This is a genomic window from Sinorhizobium sp. 22678 (assembly GCF_052044265.1).
Lineage (GTDB): Bacteria > Pseudomonadota > Alphaproteobacteria > Rhizobiales > Rhizobiaceae > Sinorhizobium > Sinorhizobium meliloti_A.
The window spans coordinates 141,172-157,486 of record NZ_JBQEMS010000002.1; the positions used below are offsets into that span (position 1 = coordinate 141,172).

General features: G+C 63.2%; 15 protein-coding genes. 4 read left to right on the top strand and 11 right to left on the bottom strand.

The window, feature by feature from the left end; all coding sequences use genetic code 11:
* Nucleotides 1–6: 6 nt before the first annotated feature.
* Complete coding sequence (gene ybgC, locus ACTJKL_RS04105; RefSeq protein ID WP_100672982.1) at nucleotides 7–462, bottom strand: tol-pal system-associated acyl-CoA thioesterase; 456 nt, start codon at nucleotides 460–462, stop codon at nucleotides 7–9.
* Nucleotides 463–589: 127 nt separating this feature from the next.
* On the opposite strand from ybgC, the gene ACTJKL_RS04110 reads away from it, so the two are divergent.
* Genes ACTJKL_RS04110 through ACTJKL_RS04120 form a run of 3 tightly spaced genes read left to right on the top strand, consistent with a single transcriptional unit; the run spans nucleotide 590 to nucleotide 3,575 of the window.
* The gene (locus ACTJKL_RS04110) at nucleotides 590–1,810 is read left to right on the top strand and encodes an NAD-dependent epimerase/dehydratase family protein (protein ID WP_275597382.1); all 1,221 of its coding nucleotides are present in this window, start codon (nucleotides 590–592) and stop codon (nucleotides 1,808–1,810) included.
* A complete protein-coding gene (locus tag ACTJKL_RS04115; RefSeq protein WP_100672980.1) occupies nucleotides 1,807–2,685 on the top strand; it encodes a glycosyltransferase in 879 nt (292 codons plus the stop codon). The genes ACTJKL_RS04110 and ACTJKL_RS04115 overlap by 4 nt, the downstream gene beginning before the upstream one ends.
* Complete coding sequence (locus ACTJKL_RS04120; RefSeq protein WP_440852237.1) at nucleotides 2,682–3,575, top strand: NAD-dependent epimerase/dehydratase family protein; 894 nt, start codon at nucleotides 2,682–2,684, stop codon at nucleotides 3,573–3,575. Before ACTJKL_RS04115 ends, ACTJKL_RS04120 begins: the two co-directional genes overlap by 4 nt.
* Before the next feature lie 28 nt (nucleotides 3,576–3,603).
* Here ACTJKL_RS04120 and ACTJKL_RS04125 read toward each other — a convergent pair whose 3' ends face one another.
* The 4 genes from ACTJKL_RS04125 to ruvC form a co-directional block, all read right to left on the bottom strand.
* A complete protein-coding gene (locus tag ACTJKL_RS04125) occupies nucleotides 3,604–4,506 on the bottom strand; it encodes a metallophosphoesterase (protein WP_100672978.1) in 903 nt (300 codons plus the stop codon).
* Between the two features lies 1 nt (nucleotide 4,507).
* The gene (gene ruvB / locus ACTJKL_RS04130) at nucleotides 4,508–5,548 is read right to left on the bottom strand and encodes a Holliday junction branch migration DNA helicase RuvB (RefSeq protein WP_440852238.1); all 1,041 of its coding nucleotides are present in this window, start codon (nucleotides 5,546–5,548) and stop codon (nucleotides 4,508–4,510) included.
* Nucleotides 5,549–5,720: 172 nt separating this feature from the next.
* Nucleotides 5,721–6,338, bottom strand: a complete 618-nt coding sequence (gene ruvA / locus ACTJKL_RS04135) for a Holliday junction branch migration protein RuvA (protein ID WP_003535964.1) — start codon at nucleotides 6,336–6,338, stop codon at nucleotides 5,721–5,723.
* Nucleotides 6,339–6,394: 56 nt separating this feature from the next.
* On the bottom strand, nucleotides 6,395–6,907 hold the full coding sequence (gene ruvC, locus ACTJKL_RS04140; protein ID WP_018096835.1) for a crossover junction endodeoxyribonuclease RuvC: 513 nt from the start codon (nucleotides 6,905–6,907) through the stop codon (nucleotides 6,395–6,397).
* 167 nt (nucleotides 6,908–7,074) lie between these two features.
* On the opposite strand from ruvC, the gene ACTJKL_RS04145 reads away from it, so the two are divergent.
* Nucleotides 7,075–8,073, top strand: a complete 999-nt coding sequence (locus ACTJKL_RS04145) for an LLM class flavin-dependent oxidoreductase (protein WP_324762303.1) — start codon at nucleotides 7,075–7,077, stop codon at nucleotides 8,071–8,073.
* Between the two features lie 67 nt (nucleotides 8,074–8,140).
* Here ACTJKL_RS04145 and ACTJKL_RS04150 read toward each other — a convergent pair whose 3' ends face one another.
* From ACTJKL_RS04150 to ACTJKL_RS04175, 6 genes are all read right to left on the bottom strand, one after another.
* Complete coding sequence (locus tag ACTJKL_RS04150) at nucleotides 8,141–8,887, bottom strand: YebC/PmpR family DNA-binding transcriptional regulator (protein WP_440852239.1); 747 nt, start codon at nucleotides 8,885–8,887, stop codon at nucleotides 8,141–8,143.
* A gap of 115 nt (nucleotides 8,888–9,002) precedes the next feature.
* On the bottom strand, nucleotides 9,003–9,836 hold the full coding sequence (locus ACTJKL_RS04155) for an MBL fold metallo-hydrolase (protein WP_275599904.1): 834 nt from the start codon (nucleotides 9,834–9,836) through the stop codon (nucleotides 9,003–9,005).
* 171 nt (nucleotides 9,837–10,007) lie between these two features.
* The gene (locus ACTJKL_RS04160) at nucleotides 10,008–13,184 is read right to left on the bottom strand and encodes an efflux RND transporter permease subunit (protein ID WP_100672973.1); all 3,177 of its coding nucleotides are present in this window, start codon (nucleotides 13,182–13,184) and stop codon (nucleotides 10,008–10,010) included.
* Nucleotides 13,181–14,338, bottom strand: coding sequence for an efflux RND transporter periplasmic adaptor subunit (locus tag ACTJKL_RS04165; protein ID WP_100672972.1), 1,158 nt, complete (start codon nucleotides 14,336–14,338; stop codon nucleotides 13,181–13,183). The genes ACTJKL_RS04160 and ACTJKL_RS04165 overlap by 4 nt, the downstream gene beginning before the upstream one ends.
* Before the next feature lie 450 nt (nucleotides 14,339–14,788).
* Complete coding sequence (locus ACTJKL_RS04170) at nucleotides 14,789–15,613, bottom strand: TIGR00282 family metallophosphoesterase (RefSeq protein ID WP_013844839.1); 825 nt, start codon at nucleotides 15,611–15,613, stop codon at nucleotides 14,789–14,791.
* Between the two features lie 116 nt (nucleotides 15,614–15,729).
* The gene (locus ACTJKL_RS04175) at nucleotides 15,730–16,302 is read right to left on the bottom strand and encodes a 5-formyltetrahydrofolate cyclo-ligase (RefSeq protein WP_026168795.1); all 573 of its coding nucleotides are present in this window, start codon (nucleotides 16,300–16,302) and stop codon (nucleotides 15,730–15,732) included.
* Nucleotides 16,303–16,315 lie beyond the last annotated feature (13 nt).

Here is a 16,315-nt window from a genome sequence, read left to right on the forward strand (position 1 = left end):
GGCCGCTCACCCGGAAGCCGCCTGCGCAGCAAGGAATTTCGTTGCCAGTGCCTCCGGCAGACGCCTCGGCCGCCCCTGACCGTTGATGACCGCAATGATTACCTTGGCCGCGATCAGCAGCGCGTCGCCGCGCCTGATCTGCTGCTGCAGGATCATTTTTGCGCCGCCGGCCTTTTCGGTCGCGGTCTCGATGGTCAGGACGTCGTCCATGCGCGCCGGCGCCTTGAAGTCGATTTCCATACGATGGACGACGAAGACGAGGCCTTCCACGTCGCCTTCGATCGCCAGCGACGCCTGCTCGACGCCGAGAAGCCGCAGATAGTCGGTCCGGGCGCGCTCCATGAAATGCAGATAGCGCGCATGGTAGACGACGCCGGAAAAATCGGTGTCCTCGTAATAGACCCGCTGGATCAGTCGGTGGCCGGTCTCGGTCAGCTCGCCGGCAAGCGAAATCAGTGACATGGCATTCTCCGGGAGGATTTTTCGCGTTTTCCTGTGCAGGAACAAAAAGACATTTGCAAGCACTGCAGCTTTGTCACAATCCTATCCTATCAGGACCCTGTCCTCTTCCCGAGCAGGAGAATCGTGCATGAAGATCGCAGTCCTCGGCGGTGATGGTTTCGTCGGCTGGCCCACCGCCCTGCATTTGTCCGATGCGGGCCACGACGTTCACATCCTCGACAATCTCTCCCGCCGCTGGATCGACACGGAACTCGGCGTGCAATCTCTGACGCCGATGGATTCCATCCAGGAGCGCACGCGGATCTGGCACGCCGAAACCGGCCGGCGTATCCACTTCAATCTGATCGATCTCGCCCGCGACTACGAACTCCTGAAGAATTGGCTGGCGGAGCATCGGCCCGATGCGGTGGTCCACTTCGCCGAGCAGCGGGCCGCTCCCTATTCGATGAAGAGCGACAGGCACAAGAATTACACGGTCAACAACAACGTCAACGCGACCCACAACCTCCTCAACGCACTGGTCGAACTCGACCTCGATGCGCATCTCGTGCATCTCGGTACGATGGGCGTTTACGGCTATTCCACGATCGGGGCCGCGATCCCTGAAGGCTACCTGCCCGTCGGCATCGAGACCATGGGCGGAGAGACGGTGAACCAGGAAATCCTCTATCCTTCCAACCCGGGCTCCGTCTATCACATGACCAAGTGCCTGGATCAGCTGCTCTTCCAGTTTTATGCGAAGAATGACGGCCTCAGGATCACCGATCTGCATCAGGGCATCGTCTGGGGCACGCATACGGAACAGACGCGGCGTCATCCGCAGCTCATCAACCGCTTCGACTACGACGGCGATTACGGAACCGTCCTCAACCGTTTCCTGATCCAGGCAGCAATCGACTATCCGCTGACGGTTCACGGAACCGGGGGCCAGACGCGTGCCTTCATCCATATTCAGGACTCGGTGCGCTGCATCGAACTCGCGCTCAAGAACCCGCCGGCGCGCGGCAGCCGTGTCGAGATATTCAACCAGATGACGGAAACGCATCGCATCCGCGATCTCGCCGAGATGGTCGCACGCATGACCGGCGCGAAAATCGCCTGGCTTCCCAATCCGCGCAAGGAAGCGGCCGAGAACGAGCTCGTGGTGCAGAACGAGAAATTCCTCGCGCTCGGCCTCAATCCGGTTCGGCTCGAAGACGGACTGCTTTCGGAGATCGTCGATGTGGCGAAGAAATTCGCCTATCGCGTCGATCGCTCGCGCGTGCCGGCCATTTCCGCCTGGACGAAGGACATCGCCCCCTTGATCAACCACGATCCGGAGGGCAAGCGGCTGAAATCCGTTTCATGAGCCGCGTCTTCGCCAGTCCGGAGGGGCTCAGCCCCTCCTCTACGGTGACTGCGCGCCACGCTTTCGTGACGCTCGTCACCAATAGCGACTACGCGCTCGGTGCGCGGGCCCTGCTCAGATCGATCCGCCTCACCCGCACGCCCGCCGATATCGTCGTGCTCCACACCGGAGGGGTGGATGCCGCCGCTCTCGAGCCGCTGCGCGAATTCGACTGCCGCCTGATCCAAACCGATCTGCTGCCGCTCTCGGACGAATTCAACGCCCGGCATCAACGCCGCAACGTGCATGAGCAGGCACCCTTCACCAAAGGTCGCAAGCCCGATTTCCATTCGCCGCTCGACAATTTCTGCAAGATAAGGCTGTGGCAACTCGTGGAATACGAACGCTGCATCTTCATCGATGCCGACGCGATCGTGTTGCGCAACATCGACAAGCTGTTTCTCTATCCGGAATTTGCCGCGGCGCCGAACGTCTATGAGAGTCTCGCGGACTTCCACCGCCTGAACTCCGGCGTCTTCGTCGCCGAGCCGGCCGTCGCGACCTTCGAGAAGATGCTCGCGGCCCTCGATGCGCCGGACGCCTTCTGGCCGCGCACGGACCAGACCTTTCTGCAAAGCTTCTTCCCCGATTGGCATGGACTGCCGGTGACGATGAACATGCTGCAATATGTGTGGTTCAACCTGCCTGGGCTTTGGGACTGGCGCTCGATCGGGGTGCTTCACTACCAGTATGAAAAGCCGTGGGAGAAGGATCATCCGCGCGCGGACGTGCTGCGCCCGCTGATCGATCTCTGGCACGCCTATCTGACCGGCAATCAAATTCCGGATATTGCCGGTCTTGCCAATCCGCCGCAGGCGGGTCCGACGTCGCCATGACCCGCGTTCTCGTCTCCGGCGGCACCGGATTCGTCGGCCGCTTCATCGTCGAGCACCTGCTGGCAAACGGCTATGAAGTCACGGTCGGCGGGCGCTCTCCGCCCCCTGCTGGCTTGTATTCGCAACGGGTGTCCCATGTGCCTCTGTGTCTCGATGCGGATGCGGACCAGGCCGGCGCGTTCGGCGATATCTATTATTTCGTCCATGCCGCCTTCGAGCATGTCGAGGGCAGATATCGCGGAGGCGAGGGTGATGACCCCCGGGGTTTCCGCCGCGCCAATCTCGACGGCTCCGTTCGCCTTTTCGAGGAAGCGCGCGCCGCCGGCGTACGCCGCTGCGTTTTCCTGTCGAGCCGCGCGGTTTACGGCGACACGGCGCCGCCCCTTGTCGCAGAGACCTCACCTGCCGCTCCGGACACGCTCTACGGACAGGTAAAGCTCGCCACCGAGAACGCTTTGAAATCGATGACCGACCACAGTTTCGTCACGACGAGCCTGCGAGTCACCGGTGTCTATGGTCCCGCCGGCTCGGGACGAGAACACAAGTGGAGCGATCTCTTTTCCGATTACATTGCCGGCCGGCCGGTACCAGGGCGCATCGGCACGGAAGTCCATGGCGACGATGTCGCCCAGGCCGTCCGCCTCATGCTCGAGACCGAACCGGCGAGAATATCCGGTCAGGTGTTCAACGTCTCCGACGTGCTGACCGACAACCGCGAGATTCTTTCCTTTCTCCAGACCGCAACCGGCTGTCCGCACCCGCTGCCGCCGGCAGCGGAAGCCGCCGAATTCAAGACGATGTCGACGGAGAAGCTGCGCGCTCTCGGCTGGATGCCGGGCGGAAGGGAAAGACTGGCTGCGACGATCCGGGAACTTGCGGGGAGACGGTGACCGGCAGGCGGATGGGGGCGATTTCCACTCATCCGAGATCGACGACCACAATCTCCGGCGGCACGCCGAAACGGATCGGCGCGATGGAGCAGCCAAGGCCGCCCGAGACGATGAGGTTGCGATCATGCTCGACGATATGACCATAGGCGTACCGGTCACCGAAACGCGACGGCACGACGGGCGAGTGGCCGGCAAAGCGCACCTGTCCGCCATGGGTGTGACCGGACAGCGTCAATGCGACCCGCGAGGGCACCTTCGGAAAAATGTCCGGCTCGTGCGCGAGCAGGATCACTGGCGCCTCGTCCGTCACCTGTGCAAGCGTGCCATCGAGATCGTCGAGCCCAGCCATCCACGCGCGTTTCCATTTCCGTCCCGGCAGGAGCGCAAGCTGGTCCTCGAGCCCCGCGAGCCAGAAAGGGAAGCCGCTCTTCTCAAGGCGGACCGCGCGATTGCTGTGCACCTGAATGCCGACCCCGGCCAATGCCCGATGGCCGAAGGTATCGCCGCCGCCGTTCTTCTGGGCCGTCATGTCTTCCCACCAATCATGATTTCCCATGATGGCATGGACGCCAAGGGGCGCCGTGAGCGTGGCAAGCGCCTTCGACCACTCGCTCGCATGGACATACCGCGTCACGAGATTCATGCCGGAAGCGTAGTCGCCGAGAAGGACTGTCACGTCGCCGCCGAGGTCGTTGGCGCGCTCGCAGATGGATGTGATGCGGCGCGCAGACATCCAGGGTTCGCAGGCGTGAATATCCGCGAGCGCGACCAGGCGGAGCTTAAGGCCGGGCGTCCATCCCGGTGGCGTCACGGCGTAGCGGGCCACCCTCAGACGCGCAAGCGGTTCGATGGCGAAGGCGTAGCTGCCCAGGGCCACGGCGCTCGCCAATCCACCGCCGAGGACCTTCATGAAGCCCCTCCGGGTGATCATTTCAATCGTCCTCGAGCGTCAGCCGGAATTGGCTTGCCTCGACGTCCCGTGGCGGATTGAGGCCGAGATGCTTCCAGGCATTCGCCGTGAGCACGCGACCACGCGGCGTGCGCTGGATGAAGCCCTGCTGGATCAGATAGGGCTCGATGATGTCTTCGATCGCGTCGCGCGGCTCGGAAAGCCCGGCGGCGATGGTCTCGATCCCCACCGGCCCGCCGCCGAAATTCTGGGCGATCATCGTCAGATACCGCCGGTCGAGCTGGTCGAGACCCTTGCTGTCGACGAGCAGCCGGGTCAGCGCCTCGTCGGCAATCTTCCGCGTCACGGCCTCCGCCCGTGCGACTTCGGCGAAGTCGCGCACCCGGCGCAGGAGACGGCCGGCAATGCGAGGCGTGCCGCGCGCACGGCGGGCAATCTCGCGCGCGCCTTCGTCGGTCATGCCGAGACCCATCAGCCGCGCGCCACGCCGGACGATCAGCTCCAACTCCTCGACCGTATAGAAATTGAGCCGCACGGGGATGCCGAAGCGATCGCGCAGCGGCGTCGTCAGCAGTCCGAGGCGCGTCGTCGCCGCCACCAGGGTGAACTTCGCGAGATCGATCTTCACCGAACGGGCCGCCGGCCCCTCGCCGATGATGAGGTCGAGCTGGAAATCCTCCATGGCCGGATAGAGGATTTCCTCGACGGCCGGATTGAGGCGGTGGATTTCATCGATGAAGAGCACGTCGCGCTCTTCGAGGTTGGTGAGCAGCGCCGCAAGGTCACCGGCCTTGGCGATCACCGGCCCGGAAGTCGAGCGAAAATTGACGCCGAGCTCCTTCGCCATGATCTGCGCCAGCGTCGTCTTGCCGAGCCCGGGCGGGCCGACGAAGAGTACGTGGTCGAGCGCTTCGCCGCGGTTGCGCGCCGCCTCGATGAAAATCTTCAGATTGGCGCGCGCTTCCGCCTGGCCGGTGAAGTCGTCGAGCGTCTGCGGGCGCATGGTCGCATCGAGGTCTTCGCCTCGCTTTTCCGGCGCGATCAGACGTGCGGCTTCGCTCATGTCATTGCTTCCGTTTCGGGCTGTCCGCGGCCATAGGGGCACCGGCGTTGAGGCGCGGTCACCGTCGCTGCCGCGCTCAACCATAATAGCGGCGCCCGGATCAATCCAGCGAGAACGGCCAGCGTCCCTCTACTCCAATGCTTTTGTGGCCGCAGGAAGGCTCGCCGCTTCCTCACCGCGACAACTCCTTCAAGCCGAGGCGGATCAGCTTGGCGCTGTCGCCGCCCTCCCCGCCGTTTTTCAGCGCAGCCGCAACGGCATTGGCCGCCTGGTCTCGCGAATAGCCGAGATTGGTGAGCGCCGAGACCGCGTCCGCAACCGGCGCCGCGGCAACGCCTTCGCCGAGCTCCTGCTTCAGGCCGATCGACGGTGCCATCTCGCCGGCAAAGGCCGGAGCCTTGTTCTTGAGTTCGGTGACGATACGCACGGCAACTTTCGGACCCACGCCCGGCGCGCGCGAGATCGACGTCTTGTCCTGCAAGGCGATCGCGTTGGCGAGTTCCCCGGGGGTCAGCGTAGAGAGCACCGCCAGCGCCACCTTGGATCCCACACCCTGAACGCTCTGAAGCAGGCGGAACCATTCGCGTTCCAACGCGCTCAAGAACCCGAACAGCTTCAGCTGATCCTCGCGCACATAGGTCTCGATGAAGAGAACGGCCGCCTCTCCGGCGCTTCCGAGCTTTCCGAGCGTACGCGCCGAACAATGGGCGACATACCCGACCCCATGCACGTCGAGAACCACGTGATCCTCGCCGATCTCGTCTATCGTGCCCTTGAGCTTGCCGATCATCTGGTCTCTCTGGATGGTGTTGGTCCGTCGTCTTCGAAGAAATGTCGTTGCCCGGCCTACCCCGCAAGCGCCGCAAGGCGGCTCGTCACCGCCTGCCTGTTATGGGCGTGGCAGATGGCGATGGCGAGCGCGTCGGCGGCATCGTTGCCTTTGAACTCGGCCTTGGGCATCAGCACCTTCAGCATCATGTGTATTTGCTGCTTTTCGCCGTGGCCGACGCCGATCACGGCCTTCTTGACGGCGTTTGGCGCGTATTCCGCGACCCTCAAGCCCGCCCGGGCCGGCACCAGCATGGCGATGCCGCGCGCCTGGCCGAGCTTCAGCGTCGCCGTCGCATCCTTGTTGACGAAGGTCTGTTCGACAGCGGCCTCGTGCGGCTGATAGCCGTGCACCACCTCGGCAAGCCCGTCATGCAACTGGCAGAGGCGGGAGGCAAGGTCCATCTCGCCATCGGAAGTGACGGTGCCGGAAGCGACGAAACGCAGCGAATTGCCGAGCGTTTCGATGACCCCCCAGCCGGTGCGCCTCAAGCCCGGATCGATGCCGATGATGCGAATCGTAGTCTGCATGCTTCACCCTATTTCGGTCGACGGGACGCTGCCAGCAAAAAGTGAACAAAACAAAAACATTACACAGAAATGGTCGCGCCTTGCCTAAAAGCGCCGGTGCACCCTTGGCGTAAGGAAACTTGAACCTACATTGCGGAAGATCAATTTCTCTTAATTGAAAGCCCGCCATGATCCCCTTCTCCATTCTCGACCTGTCGCCGATCACCGAAGGGGGCAGCATCGCAGAGTCGCTCGAAAATTCGCGGCGGCTGGCAATCGCCGCGGAGGAGAACGGCTATGAGCGCTTCTGGCTGGCCGAACACCATGGCATGAAAGGCATTGCCAGCGCCGCGACGTCTCTCGTGATTTCGCATGTGGCTTCGGCCACGCGGAGGATCCGCGTCGGCTCGGGCGGCATCATGCTGCCCAATCATTCACCGCTCGTCATAGCCGAGCAATTCGGCACGCTTGCGGCGCTTTACCCCGGCCGCATCGATCTCGGCCTCGGCCGCGCGCCCGGCACGGACATGAGAACGGCGCAGGCGCTCCGCCGCAACATGGAGGCGAGCGCCAACAACTTCCCCAACGATGTCGTCGAACTGCAGGCGTTGCTCGGCCCGGCGACCGAAGACCAGAAGATCATCGCCGTTCCGGGCGCGGATTCGAACGTGCCGATCTGGCTGCTCGGTTCGAGCCATTTCAGCGCCCATCTCGCCGGCATGCTCGGCCTTCCCTTCGCCTTCGCCTCGCATTTTGCGCCGGACATGCTGCTTTCCGCACTCGAAATATATCGCGAGCGCTTCACCCCGTCGCCCCAGCTCGACAAGCCGCATGTCATGGTGGGCGTCATGGGTGTCGCCGCGGACACCGACGATGAGGCGAACCACCTCTTCACCTCCATGCAGCAATCCTTCGTCGCGCTTCGCCGCAATGCCCGCGGGCGCTTCCCGCCGCCGGTCAAATCGATGGACGGCCTCTGGAGCCAGGACGAGAAGATTTTCGTCGACCATGCAATGAGCTACGCGGTGGTCGGCGGCCCCGAGACGATCCGCCGAAAGATCGAGGCATTCGTGGATCTCACCCGGGCGGACGAGCTGATCGTCTCAATGCCGATCTTCGACATGGAAGCGCGGTTGCGGTCGGTGAAGCTGTTTGCCCAAGCGCAACGCGATCTCGCCGCCGCCTGACGCGAACAGCAATTGACCCGCATCGCTCGGAGCGATGCGGGTCAATTGCAACGGATATTCCGAACGCTCAGGCGGAAAGCTTCGCCAGAACCTCGTCGGAGACCTCGAAGTTCGAATAGACGTTCTGGACGTCGTCGTCATCTTCGAGATTGTCAATGAGCTTCATCAGCGACTGTGCCTTTTCCTCATCCACCGGCACGGTATTCTGCGGCTTCCAGACGGCCTTTACGGTCTCCGCCTCGCCGAGCGTGCCTTCGAGCGCTTTCGATACTTCGCCGATATCCTCGAAGCCGCAGGTGATGGTGTGGCCTTCCTCGTCGGTCTCGACGTCGTCGGCACCCGCTTCGATTGCCGCTTCCATCACCTTGTCGGCGTCGCCGGCGGACAGCTTGTAGGTGATTTCACCGACCCTATCGAAGGAGAAGGAAACCGAACCGGTTTCGCCGAGCGCCCCGCCCGCCTTGGTGAAGGTGGAGCGTACGTTGGAGGCGGTGCGGTTGCGGTTGTCCGTCAACGCCTCGACGATGACTGCGACGCCGCCCGGGCCGTAGCCCTCGTAGCGGACTTCTTCGTAATTCTCGGCATCGCCGCCCGCAGCCTTCTTGACCGCGCGTTCGATATTGTCCTTCGGCATCGACTGCGCCTTGGCGTTCTGGATCGCCAGACGCAGGCGCGGGTTCATCGTCGGGTCGGGAAGGCCGGTTTTTGCTGCGACGGTGATTTCGCGCGCGAGCTTGGAAAACGTTTTGGAGCGCACCGCATCCTGACGGCCCTTGCGGTGCATGATGTTCTTGAACTGTGAATGGCCAGCCATGACGCCCTCTGCATGCGTGATTTCGGTGAGATCGGGCGCCTTATAGTTTCATTGCCGCGTCCAGTCCAGCAGGCGCGTCGTGTTTTCAGGAGACGGAAATGCGCTGCGGCGGTCCTCAAACACCCTGCAGGACATAGATGAGCGGTCTCCTCGGCAGGGAGCGCAGCGACACCTTCACGGAAGGCTCCGTGGCGAAGCGCTTGTCGAAGTCGTCTCCGAACATCGCCAGAAAGTTGTTGGTCATCGGCCTGTGCATCGGCAGGATCAGCGCCGAGCGCAGTCGCGAGACGACGCGGCTCATGCTCTCCGCTCCCATCGTCAGACCGCCGTCCACCGGCACCATGAGCACGTCGATCCGGCCGATTTGCCGGTAATGGCTTTCGTCGAGCTCGTGGTGCAGATGGCCGAGATGGCCGATGCAGAGCCCGGCAATCTCGAAAATGAAGATCGAATTGCCGTCCCGTTCCATTCCCTCGAAACCCGAACGGATATCCGTGGTCACATTGCGGATATAGGCGTCGCCGACGACGAGGTCATGATCCGCCGGCTCGCCGTTGTCCCCCCAGCCGTGCAGGACATGCCGGATCGCCGGATCCGGCGCCAGGGTGTAATGACTGGAATGCGCCCTGTTCATCGTCACCACCGTTGGCGGCGACGGCGTGCGGAACCAGCCGTTGTAGTCGGTGGCGATCGAAACTCCCCCCGGCGTTTCGATCAGGAAGGTCGAATGACCGAGAAAGGTGATCGTCACCTCGCTTGTGTCGGCAGATGCCGCGGGAGCGGCGGCGGGGGCCGAGAAGCTGGCGAACGTCGCCGCCGGCGTGGCTGCCGCGATCGCTTGGCATTGGCTCACATGGGCTTCCGCCTGCTGCGCGTGCGCCGGTGTCGGCCAGAGCGCATGGATAATCCAGATGACGGTCACGGTGTAGGCAAGGTATCGCAGCAGCATCCTTCACCTCTCACATGTGCGGGAAGAAAAACTTGCTCTGGTATTCCGCCCGCATAGCGCATTGCTGCTCATGCCGGGCGGCACGCAGGATCATTCAAGGCCGCGATCGCGTCCAGCGTCTAACGACCGGCGGCCGCTCACAATTGCGTCATTGCCGATGCACTGGTCTCTTCACTCCCCCGGCGCCGGCGCCGGCGCGGCAGCCGGTGCACGCTTGCGCCGCAATGAGCGCAGGGCCACATAGAAGACCGGCGTCAGGAACAGGCCGAGGACGGTGACCCCGAGCATGCCGGCAAAGACCGCCGTGCCGAGCGACTGGCGCATTTCGGCGCCGGGTCCCGTGGCGATGACGAGCGGCACGACGCCGAGGATGAAAGCGAAAGCGGTCATCAGGATCGGCCGCAGCCTCAGCCGGCTCGCATCGATCGCCGCCTCGATCGGCGTCTTGCCCTCCTCCTCGCCCTGGCGGGCGAATTCCACGATGAGGATCGCGTTCTTCGCGGCAAGACCGATCAGGACGATAAGCCCGATCTGGGTCAGCACATTGTTGTCGAAGCCCCGGATCGAAACGCCGAGAAGCGCCGCGAGCACGGCAAGCGGCACGATCAGGATGATGGCCAGCGGCAGCACCCAGCTTTCGTATTGCGCAGAGAGCGCCAGGAAAACGAAGACCACCGAAAGCGCGAAGATGAAGACCGCAGTGTTGCCGGTCTGGCGCTCCTGCAAAGCGAGTTCCGTCCATTCGAAGGTGGTGCCCTGCGGCAGGATCTGACCTGCAAGTGCTTCCATCTTGTCCAGGGCGCTGCCCGTCGAAACGCCCGGCGCCGGATTGCCCTGAACGGGGACCGAGACATACATGTTGTAGCGCTGGACGAGCGCCGGTCCGCTCGTATCGCGGATCTCGACGAGCGTGCCGAGCGGCACCAGGGCGCCCGAGGCGGAGCGTACCTTAAGCGCAAGGATGTCCTCCCGCTCCAGCCGGAATTGCTGGTCGGCTTGGGCACGGACCTGATAGACGCGGCCGAAGGCGTTGAAATCGTTGACGTAGGACGTCCCCAGATTGATCGAGAGTGTCTCGAAAATATTGGGAATCGGCACGTTCAGCGCCCGCGCCTTGTCGCGATCGATCGCCAGGAAGAATTGCGGGCTGGAGGCCGTGAAGGTGGTGAAGACGCCGGTCAGCCCCTCCGTCTGGTTGGCCGCTCCCATCATCTGATGGGCGAGCCCGAGCGCCCGGCGCATGTCGGCGCTCTGGCGGTCCATGATCTGCATCTTGAAGCCGCCCGAATTGCCGATGCCTCGCACGGAGGGTGGCGGAACGGCGATGATGAAAGCCTCCTGAATGCCTTGCATCGCACCGAAGATCTGGCCGATGATCTGTTCCGCACTCAGCTTTTGCTCGAGGCGTTCTTCGAAGCTGTCGAAGGGCGTGAATATCACGCCGGAATTGGATGCATTGGTGAAGGTCGCGCCGTTGAAACCGGCAAAGGCGACAGCATCCTTTACGCCGGGTACCTCCCGGATAATCTCCGAGGCCCGCCGGACGACCTTATCGGTGCGCTCGAGAGAGGCACCGTCCGGAAGCTGAATGACGACGATGGCATAGCCCTGGTCCATCGTGGGTATGAAGCCGCGAGGCACGACCTGTGCCATGTACCAGGTGGCTCCGAGCAGGGCGACGAAGACGACGAGCGCCCCGGCTAAGGCGATCCGCGTCCTGACGAGGTGGCGCACCGTCCATGCATACCCATCGGCCATGCGGTCGAAGCCGCGGTTGAAGCCGTTGGCAAAACCGCGGCCGATCCGCGTCAGGGGATTGCGGCTCTCATGCTCGTGGTTCTCGTGCGGCCGCAACAGGATTGCGGCAAGCGCCGGCGAGAGCGTCAGGGAATTGACCGCGGAGATCACCGTCGCGACTGCGATCGTCACCGCAAATTGCAGGTAGAACTGCCCGGCAATACCCGGAATGAACGCGGTCGGCACGAACACTGCCGTCAGGACGAGCGAGATCGCGATGACCGCGGCGCCCACCTCGTCCATCGTCACATGCGCCGCCTCTCGCGGCGTCATCCCGCGCGCAAGGTTGCGCTCGACGTTCTCGACAACGACGATCGCGTCGTCGACCACGATGCCGATCGCGAGAACCAGGCCGAACAGCGTCAGCATGTTCAGTGAAAAGCCGAAGGCATAGAGAAGCGCAAATGTGCCGACGAGCGAAACGGGGATGGCGACGATCGGAATGATCGCCGTGCGCCACGACTGCAGGAACACGATCACGACCAGAGCGACGAGGAGCGCGGCTTCCCCGATCGTCTTGTAGACCTCGTCGATGGATTCCGAGATGAATTCCGTCGGATTGTAGATGATCCTGTATTCGAGCCCTTCGGGAAAGTCCCGCGAAAGTTCGGTCATCGTCGCCTGGATCGCGTCGGCCGCAGCGAGCGCATTGCTGCCGGGGCGGGAGAAGATGCCGAGCGCGACGGCGGGGCTGCCGTTGAGATAGCTGTTGGTCACGTATTCGCGCGCACCGAGTTCGATGCGGGCGACGTCCTGCAACTGGACGAGCCTGCCTTCTTCGGTCGCTTTGACGATGACGTAGCGGAACTGGCGAGCGTCGCTGAAGCGGCCGTCGGTGGTCACCGTATACTGGAAGGCGCTGTCGCTCGACATCGGCGGACCGCCGATGGATCCGCCCGAGACCTGGACGTTCTGCTCACGCAGCGCGGAGACGACATCGCCTGCGGTCATGCCGTAGGCGGAGAGCTTCTGGGGGTCGAGCCAGATGCGCAGCGCATATTCACGCTCGCCGAACAGAAGAACGTCGCCGACTCCGTCCAGCCGGACCAATATGTCGCGAATGCGCGTGCGGGCGTAGTTGGAAACATAAAGCTGGTCATAGCGGTCGTTCGGCGAAAGCAGATGAACGACCATCATCAGGTCCGGCGAGCTCTTCGTCGTGGTTACGCCGATGCGCCGGACTTCCTCGGGAAGCCGGGGCTCGGCGATCGAGACACGGTTCTGCACCAGCACCTGCGCCTGATCGAGATCGGTCCCCAGCTTGAAGGTGATCGTCAGCGCCATCGAGCCGTCAGCGGTGGCATAGGAGGACATGTAGAGCATGTTCTCCACGCCGTTGATCTCCTGCTCGAGCGGGGTGGCAACGGTATTGGCGACGGTCTCAGCATCCGCGCCCGGATAGGAGGCGCGCACGACGATGGTAGGCGGCGCGATCTCCGGATACTGCGCCACCGGAAGCTGGAAATAGGCGATGCTGCCGACGATCAGCAGAACGATCGAAAGCACCGACGCGAAGATCGGTCTGTCGACAAAGAAATGCGCGAACCTCATTGGGCATTCTCCGCCGATTGCGCGGCCTCGGGGGGCAGGACGATGAGCTCGGGCTTGACCTTTACGCCCGGCCGGACGCGCATGAGACCGTTGACGACGATCGTCTCCTCCCCCGTCAAGCCACTGCGGATGACCCTGTAACCGTGGAGCCTGGGACCAAGACGCACCGGTTTGGTTGCGACGCTGCCATCCTCGCCGACCGTGTAGACGATGCGTTCGTTCTGGTCGGCGGCGATTGCCTCGTCAGGCACCAGAACCGCCCGGTAGGTGTTCGATCCCTCCACTTCTACGCGGCCGAACAGGCCGGGCTGCAGGATCAATTTGGGGTTTGCGAGGCGCGCGCGCACCCGCATCGTACCCGTCTGGTTGTCGACCCGGTTCTCCGCGAAGTCGAGCTTGCCCTCGAATGGCGGCTCGTTGGCGTCGGCGATCGTGACCAGCACCGGGATGGAGCCCGCCCCCTCCTGCAAAGCGCTGCCGCGGTCCCGAGCCGTACGCGCATAGGAGAGCAGCCGGCGCTCGTCGACGTCGAAATAGAAATCGATCGGATCGAGCGAGACGATCGTCGTCAGCACCGTCTGGTCCGCTTGTACCAGATTGCCGGGGGAAATGAGACGCCGGTCGACGCGTCCGCTCAGCGGCGCCGTGATGGTCGTGTAATCCAGATCCAGCTTTGCGCGCTCGACGGCCGCCTCGGCGCCGCGCACATTCGCCTGGGCCGCGAGCAGCGCACGGCGGTCGTCATCGAGCCTGGACACCGAGAGCGTGCCCGATCCCGCGAGCGATTCCGTTCGCTTGAACGTGGTCTCCGCGAAGACAAGGGTCGATCGCGCAGCCTCGAGCGAGGCTTCCGCCTGGGAAAGGGCGGTGCGGAACGGCCGCTGGTCTATGACGAAGAGCTTGTCGCCCTTCTTCACCATGGCGCCGTCGGTGAAGAAGACCTGATCGAGATAGCCGCCGACCCGTGCGCGGATCGCGACCTGGTCGACCGCTTCGAAGCGGCCGATGAATTCGTCGGCGTCGACGACATCGCGCACGACCGGTTTGGCGACGGTCACCGTCGGCAACTGCGCATCCTGCGCGCCTGCCGGGACCGAAACGAGAAGGGAGACGAAAAAGCCGGCGATGGCCGGCAGACGCCACTTTCGCAACATGCACGCTCTCCAGATATCTGAACGTCAGATCGCCGGCACCGGGACTGCAATTGGTGCGGCGCCTTTGGATACCGGAGCGCCACAGCGACTCTGTGCGCCCGACCGAGCTGCGACGCTATGGAACTCCGGCTGCATTACCTGCATGTTTCCCTTGATCGTTTTCGGTCAAAGGAAGACACATGCAGCAATCAAAATGCTGCAGCGACCTCTGCGCGTCTGAGGAACGCGCGGCGCTGTACGCCGGGATGAGCGAAAGTATGAGCGCCTCCGACCGCATCCCGTTTCAATTATTGGCATGGAAACTTACGAATAGCGGCCGCGTGCGGTGCGGCTCTCATTTTGGTCGCTAACCTGCCACCATTTGGCGGGTCTGTCACCCTTGAAAAAAGGAGATCCGAACAGAGCGCCCGCATCCGGAAATGGATGCGCAGACGGAGGAAGCCCAGCCGCTCAAACCCAGAATTGCGGGATCGTCTCAGCTAGGCGCGGGCCGATCCTGAGCGGCGCGATCTTTTCCGCCAACCCCGTCCGGTCCGAAATCTCGATCCCGACGCCACAGATGGTCGCCGGGCCGGATGCCGCTTCGAAGCGACCCTTGGGCATCTTCGAGATGAAGCGGTTGAGCGGCTCTTCCTTGTCCATCCCCAAGGACGAGTCGTAGTCGCCGCACATGCCGGCATCGCTCATATAGCCGGTGCCACCGTTGAGTATCTGATGGTCCGCCGTCGGCACATGGGTGTGCGTGCCGACCACCAGGCTGGCACGCCCGTCGACGAAGTGGCCGAAGCATTGCTTCTCGCTCGTGGCCTCGGCGTGAAAATCGAAGACGACTGCATCGGCCTGCTCGCCGAGCGGGCAGGCGTCGAGGATCGCCTCGGCCGTCTTGAAGGGATCGTCGAGCTCGGGATGCATGAAGACGCGCCCCATGACATTGGCAACCAGAACGCGGGCGCCGTTTCGCGCGAAGAAGAGATTGGAACCGCGACCCGGAGTCCCGGCAGGATAGTTTGCCGGCCGCAGGAACTGATCGTGCCGCTCGCAGAAGACCACCGCCTCCTTCTGATCCCAGACGTGATTGCCGGTGGTCACTACGTCGGCACCGGCGCTGATCGTCTCGAGAAAGATGTCTTCGGTTATGCCGAATCCGCCGGCAGCGTTCTCGCCATTGACGATGACGAAGTCGAGCTTGAGATCGCTCACGAGTCCCGGGAGGCGCTCCCAGACGGCCATGCGGCCCGTCTTGCCCACCATATCCCCCAGAAACAGAAGTCGCATGCCGTTCAATCCCGCTTGGACCAAGGCAATCTGGATCGACTCCAATTCATGCACGTGGTCGGTTCAATGAATTTTAAGCAGGATGTGGCGGAATCCGCGCAAAATCCTCATCCCGCTCAGAAATGCCGAAAACCGCTCTCCGTCAATACGGCGTCCAGCGCCACGTCGTGCGGTTCAGCCGGCACTGATGCCACTTCCTGGCAGTCGAATGCAATCCCGATCAGGCGCGGCATGTGGCCTTTGCGGCGCAGCCGGTCGATCGCCCGATCATAATAGCCGGCGCCATAGCCGATCCGATGGCCCACGGCATCGAAGGCCGAGAGCGGTACGAGCATGATGTCCGGATCGACTTCCGGCGCATCGGGGCCGGGGCCGGTGGTGCCGAAGCCGGTTTCGACGACCGCGATGCCGTCGAGCAGTTCCCGGAAAACGATGGCCTTGCTGTCCAGGATCACCGGCAGGCAGAGGCGCGCACCGCGATCCCTGAGCCGCACCATCAGCGGCCGGACGTCGGCCTCCGAACGGATCGGCCAGAAGCCCGAGACGACGTGTCCGGGATCGAGCGCGATGACCTCGGCCGCATGATCGGCCATGGCAAGGCTCGCCTCGATACGCGCTTCCGCCGGCATGGCATCGCGGAGCGCCAGGCGCTCCTTCCTCAAAGCTGCTTTCAGATCCTTGGGTGACATCCAACCTTCCCCT

What these genes read in the sequence shown, in the direction of transcription:
- ybgC (WP_100672982.1), bottom strand. Translation starts at nt 462, where the DNA reads ATGTCACTGATTTCGCTTGCCGGCGAGCTGACCGAGACCGGCCACCGA.
- ACTJKL_RS04110 (WP_275597382.1), top strand. Translation starts at nt 590, where the DNA reads ATGAAGATCGCAGTCCTCGGCGGTGATGGTTTCGTCGGCTGGCCCACC.
- ACTJKL_RS04115 (WP_100672980.1), top strand. Translation starts at nt 1,807, where the DNA reads ATGAGCCGCGTCTTCGCCAGTCCGGAGGGGCTCAGCCCCTCCTCTACG.
- ACTJKL_RS04120 (WP_440852237.1), top strand. Translation starts at nt 2,682, where the DNA reads ATGACCCGCGTTCTCGTCTCCGGCGGCACCGGATTCGTCGGCCGCTTC.
- ACTJKL_RS04125 (WP_100672978.1), bottom strand. Translation starts at nt 4,506, where the DNA reads ATGATCACCCGGAGGGGCTTCATGAAGGTCCTCGGCGGTGGATTGGCG.
- ruvB (WP_440852238.1), bottom strand. Translation starts at nt 5,548, where the DNA reads ATGAGCGAAGCCGCACGTCTGATCGCGCCGGAAAAGCGAGGCGAAGAC.
- ruvA (WP_003535964.1), bottom strand. Translation starts at nt 6,338, where the DNA reads ATGATCGGCAAGCTCAAGGGCACGATAGACGAGATCGGCGAGGATCAC.
- ruvC (WP_018096835.1), bottom strand. Translation starts at nt 6,907, where the DNA reads ATGCAGACTACGATTCGCATCATCGGCATCGATCCGGGCTTGAGGCGC.
- ACTJKL_RS04145 (WP_324762303.1), top strand. Translation starts at nt 7,075, where the DNA reads ATGATCCCCTTCTCCATTCTCGACCTGTCGCCGATCACCGAAGGGGGC.
- ACTJKL_RS04150 (WP_440852239.1), bottom strand. Translation starts at nt 8,887, where the DNA reads ATGGCTGGCCATTCACAGTTCAAGAACATCATGCACCGCAAGGGCCGT.
- ACTJKL_RS04155 (WP_275599904.1), bottom strand. Translation starts at nt 9,836, where the DNA reads ATGCTGCTGCGATACCTTGCCTACACCGTGACCGTCATCTGGATTATC.
- ACTJKL_RS04160 (WP_100672973.1), bottom strand. Translation starts at nt 13,184, where the DNA reads ATGAGGTTCGCGCATTTCTTTGTCGACAGACCGATCTTCGCGTCGGTG.
- ACTJKL_RS04165 (WP_100672972.1), bottom strand. Translation starts at nt 14,338, where the DNA reads ATGTTGCGAAAGTGGCGTCTGCCGGCCATCGCCGGCTTTTTCGTCTCC.
- ACTJKL_RS04170 (WP_013844839.1), bottom strand. Translation starts at nt 15,613, where the DNA reads ATGCGACTTCTGTTTCTGGGGGATATGGTGGGCAAGACGGGCCGCATG.
- ACTJKL_RS04175 (WP_026168795.1), bottom strand. Translation starts at nt 16,302, where the DNA reads ATGTCACCCAAGGATCTGAAAGCAGCTTTGAGGAAGGAGCGCCTGGCG.